The 4,905-nt window shown below is 56.7% G+C and carries 3 protein-coding genes and 1 pseudogene; 3 read left to right on the plus strand and 1 reads right to left on the minus strand.

Annotation, left to right across the window (positions count from 1 at the left end; genetic code table 11):
* A pseudogene (locus tag VGE80_RS16575) lies at positions 1-243 on the plus strand (NADH:flavin oxidoreductase); the annotation flags it as partial.
* Between the two features lie 197 nt (positions 244-440).
* Positions 441-2,135 (plus strand): cyanophycinase, encoded by a 1,695-nt coding sequence (locus VGE80_RS16580; protein ID WP_440593436.1) that lies wholly within the window; start codon positions 441-443, stop codon positions 2,133-2,135.
* A gap of 162 nt (positions 2,136-2,297) precedes the next feature.
* Here the strand turns inward: VGE80_RS16580 and holB are convergent, their stop codons facing one another.
* Positions 2,298-3,374: a DNA polymerase III subunit delta' gene (gene holB / locus VGE80_RS16585; protein WP_440593437.1), complete on the minus strand. Its 1,077-nt coding sequence runs from the start codon at positions 3,372-3,374 to the stop codon at positions 2,298-2,300.
* A 667-nt stretch (positions 3,375-4,041) separates the two neighbouring features.
* Between holB and VGE80_RS16590 the strand changes: the two genes are divergently transcribed.
* Positions 4,042-4,905: carbohydrate porin (locus VGE80_RS16590; protein ID WP_440593438.1), on the plus strand; the 864-nt coding region annotated here is incomplete at its 3' end.

Raw genomic sequence — 4,905 nt, forward strand, 5'->3', positions numbered from 1 at the left:
AAACGTTGTTCGTTTGTCGGTTTGGGGCGGGCAACGCTCTCACAACCCGACTTCGTACAGCAACTTGAGACGCATGGACGGCTGAGTCGTAAGACCACCTGCCGCACCTTTTCGTACTGTACAAACATGATGAGAACGAAAGATCACCCGCTGGGTCAGTCTCCGACAGGTTGTCCTCCGTTCGACAAAGAGACCTACGGGCCGATCTGGAAAAACATTCTTGAGAAGAAAAAGGGCACGTAATTTTCATAGACGAGAGAGAAGTCTGTCAAAATTCATCGATCAACCAAACTTTTCCGACGAATATTTCAGGAACGATTTTGCGGTAAGAATGCCCAAAGCCACCTTGCACACCCGAACAGATCAACCTATTTTTGTGTGATCGCACGGATGCGAAGGCCGTGAAATTCTTCATGATTTTTTCTAAGGAGCTGGACTTCATGATGAGGCTTCAACTCAGCCACTCGTGGCACATTCGTCGACACGGTTACTGTGCACTCGTAACTCTGCTGTTTCTCAGCGTGTTCACTACCATGTCCTCACAGTCGCACGCCGCCGATTTCCAGACGGAAAACGATCCCCTGTATACGAGGTCCGGGTCGCTCGTCATCTGTGGTGGCGGGGTTCTGCCCCATACGCTCCTCGACCGCTTCATCGAGCTCGGGGGCGGTCCTGACGCCCATGTCGTAATTATCCCCTCAGCCAGCGTGATCGCCGATACCGACATTCATGCACGCATGTCAGGCTGGTACGACCGGCTTGCCGATAATGGCTTCGCGTCTCTCCAGATTCTGCACACTCGTTCACGAATGGAAGCAGATGATGAAAAGTTCTCCCAGATTCTCGATCTTGCCACCGCCGTCTGGTTCATCGGGGGAAATCAGAACTGGCTGGCGCAGACTTACGTCGGTACCCGCACCGAAGAACGGTTGCACAATGTTTTAGCACGCGGTGGCGTAATTGGTGGCACTTCCGCAGGAGCCGCGATCATGTCGCGGAGCATGATTGCCGACGGGAAAGTCGAGCCACTGCTCTCTTCCGGACTCGGGTTCCTGCCCGGAACCATCGTCGATCAGCACTTCAAGAAGAGAAACCGCCAGGAGCGACTCATGCGCGCCCTGCAGTTGCGTCCCGGTATGGTTGGCTTCGGCATCGACGAAGGAACAGCCCTGATCGTCCAGGGGCGGTCGCTGGAAGTCATCGGCGAATCCGACGTGTCGATCTGCCTGTCCCCTTCGACAAAGCGGCCAGCCCGTATCGAGTCACTGACTCCCGGACATAAGGCCGACCTGATCGCGCTGAAGCGTGCCGCAAACTCACGCGTCGATACGCTCATCGCGTCAACCGACCGTCACGTCCCTGATGTTCAGAACGGAACCCTGGTGATTGCAGGGGGCGGCCCCACCCCGAAAGAAGTCATCGACTCATTCCTGGAAGCGGCGGGAGGGATCGAAGCCCCCATCGTCGTCGTCTCGAATGCCTTGGGTGATTATCCCCCCGAGCAGCGCGAAGTCTGCGGCTGGCTACAGGACGCAGGTGCCAGAAACGTCACCATGCTGCACGCAAGAAGTGGCGAAGAACTCTCAAGCCCCAGCCTGATTGCTCTGCTGAAAGCCGCTCGCGGAGTCTGGTTCACCGGTGGCCGACAGTGGCGATTGGTGGATGCCTACATGGACACCAATGTCGAGGAACTGTTCCACGATGTTCTGCGTCGAGGTGGTGTCATCGGTGGAACCTCGGCCGGTGCGACGATTCAGGGTGAGTATCTCGTCCGCGGTAATCCACTCGGAAATGAAGAGATCATGTGCGAAGGCTACGATCGCGGCTTCGGTTTTCTCCCCGGCGTCGCCATCGACCAGCACTTCACCGAACGCAAACGCCACAACGAAATGGCGGAACTCAAGAAGACTTATCCCGAGCTGATCGGCCTGGGTGTTGACGAATCCACCGCGCTCATCGTCCGAGGTTCTACGATGCAGGTGGTAGGGAAACATCAGGTCACCGTCTTCGACAGCCCCACGAACTCGTCAATCGAAACACCCGAATTCGCGATCCTGAAATCGGGCGATCGCTATGACCTGCGTCAGCATCGTCGCGTCGAAACAGCCCTCGCTGAGGCCGACACGCCCAAGTAACTGAGACGCCCAAGTAACTCAGCCACGTCCCTTTTGGAAATCGCAAGAGGACTCCGGCCGCATCAGTTCCAGCGGCCGGCATCCACGCTGCTTGTCCCTCCCCCGGACAGGCAGCGTTTTTTATTCCCGCTCCCCGTCCGGCATGGTCGCGCGCAGCGGTCATCAATGCGTCGGAGCCGCCAGACGCAACAACCGTGACAGGTCCTGGCAGAGCGATTCCAGCACCAGCGGAACCGCCACGTTCTGATCCACGTGAACCGCGGCCTCAACACACCGTTCAATGAGCCCCCCGACGACCTCGACATCGTCTGACTGGGTCATCAGTCGATTCACAAACTGCGACACTTCGGCCGAAAATGGAACCGACTCGGTGGGACCCTGGCCGATCTGCCACACCGCCATGCGGAAGAACTCGACGAGAAACCGAATCAGCCATTGGGCGTTGATCCGCTGCACTGATGTCTCGGAACTGATCTTGCCAATTCCTTCCAGCAGTGACTTCGCCAACCCTAATCCGCTGAAACTCACCTGCGCAAGTTGCCGATACAGCAGCGTTCGCAGCTCACGAAGCTCGGGCTCCAGCAGTTGCGTGGCCGTGGTGAGACTCCCTTCGCTCAGTGCGGCCGCAAAGTTGACGTCATCGTCTGACTGAGCCAACTGCTGCTCGATCAGCATCGCACGGATGTCCTCGGTCTCCAATGGCGAGAACCGCACAAGCTGGCACCGCGATCGGATCGTCGACAAGAGTGCATCCAGGTTCGACGCGATCAATATGAGAATGGCTCGTTCAGGGGGCTCTTCAAGCGTCTTGAGAAACGCGTTCGCACTCGCATCGTTCATCGTGTCAGCGTCATCGACGATGGCGACCTTGCGAGACCCCGGAAGTGGCGCCAGTGAAAGATCGTGACATAACCCCTCCTGCCCCCGCCGCTCTTCAGGCCCCAGCAGCAAAGCAATCGGCAGCTCTCGCTTACCTTCGGGACACCCAACGGCCAGAAAATCGGGATGAGCCCCCGCGAGGAACGGCTTGCAGCCCGCACATTGGCCACATGCTTCGAGCGGGTCCTCACCGGGATTCTGGCACAACAGTGCATGCGCCAGCAGTTGAGCAAACTTGCGTTTACCGATTCCTGAGGGACCGACGAAGAGATACGCCTGGGAAAGCCGATTGCGGCGAATCGTCCGGCGAAACATTTCTTTTTGTTCGGCATGCCCACGAAGCGGTGACCAGATCGACATTGACAACCCTGCGAGTTCAAAGTGAAAAGCAGCCGCATCGTATCGCAGACCACTTCTCCCCCGCTACCGCAACGGACGATCCCTCATCCGTCCTTCCCGAGACAACCAATCGCCGTTTGTCCCCACCAGACACGACTTCTCTACCTCAGGGCTTTGACAGACGAAATTCGCGAGCTCCGGTCGGTGAAATCGTTACAACCGATAACTTCCGCGCGATCAAACAATGATGCCAGCCAATTCCGCGTAATGCTGGCCGACTTACCATTTCGATCTAAATGGTTATTGAAGAATGGGACAAAGCCCGGGAAATGATTTGGGTTCCTCATTGTGCTGGGGCTCCTTCGGATGCGACCCGTCTTTCGACAGTCTGCTCGTTGCAGATATTCGACTCTTTCACACTTCCTCAAACTTGCGCGAAGTCTGCGGGATGTCGAAAAGGACCCGAATCTCATGCGTCATTTTCCTGACTCTGGCAACAATTGCCGGGGAGTGGGGCCTTGCACAGGCATTCGCATCGGACGAGTCTTACATTCAGCTGCCCCAGACATCAGACGATTTAGCGCAACAAACCCCACTGGAAAATCTTACGACCGACGGCCAGTTAAAACCAATAACTGACTGGTTTAGCCTTCGGTCAACCTTGGCTGAAACCGGCGTTGCGTTTGAAATGAGTACCACGCAGTTTTACCAGGGGGTCGCCAGTGGTGGGCTGGAGCAGCAGTTCCAGTATGGTGGTCGTAATGACTACTTCGCGATGATTGACAGCGCAAAGTTGGGACTTTGGCAGGGCGGGATGTTCACGCTGCACGGAGAGTCCCGATACGGCGAGTCTGCAAATACGCTGACGGGCGCCTTGGCTCCCGTAAATGTGATGCTCTCGCTCCCTCAACCCAATGGGAGCGTCACTGGGTTGACCGCGGCGAAGTTGCAGCAGGCGCTTTCAGACAATCTGGTGGTCTACGCAGGAAAAATCAATACGCTTGACGACTTCAAGCAGCCGTTCACCTCCGCAGGACCGTTGCAGGGATTTCAGAATTCGGCGTTGGTTTATAACCCGGTTTATGCCCGGACGATCCCATACTCGACATACGGCGCGGGATTTATCTGCACCGCTTCTGACGAGCGGACCATTGAGTTCACTCTCTTCGACACGAATAACACTCCGACGACCACTGGACTGAATACGCTCTTCAATAATGGAGTGACACTCTTCGCCCAAGGACTGGCTCCTACCTTCTTTTTCGACCGCCCCGGCCACCAGGGGATTTCAGGCACGTACAGCAGCGGTACCTACTCAGACCTGACACCGACTGCCTTCCTTGATCCATCTGAGGGCCTTGCCCTTTTCGCGACTCCGGTGAGGGGTTCCTGGTCGCTGGCGTATAATTTTGATCAGGCGCTGGGGGTGACTGCAGACAAGTCAGGTCGAACCTGGGGCGTCTTCGGACACCTTGGACTGGCGGACAACAACCCGAATCCCGTGAGATGGTTTGCTAGTAGTGGCGTGAGTGGAGCCAGTCCTCTGCCCAAT

The sequence above is a fragment of the Schlesneria sp. genome (assembly GCF_036405755.1).
In the GTDB taxonomy this organism is placed as follows: Bacteria; Planctomycetota; Planctomycetia; order Planctomycetales; family Planctomycetaceae; genus Schlesneria; species Schlesneria sphaerica.

Bases quoted from the DNA above. Each gene is read 5' to 3' on its own strand.
- VGE80_RS16580 (WP_440593436.1), top strand. From the start codon at position 441: ATGATGAGGCTTCAACTCAGCCACTCGTGGCACATTCGTCGACACGGT.
- holB (WP_440593437.1), bottom strand. From the start codon at position 3,374: ATGTCGATCTGGTCACCGCTTCGTGGGCATGCCGAACAAAAAGAAATG.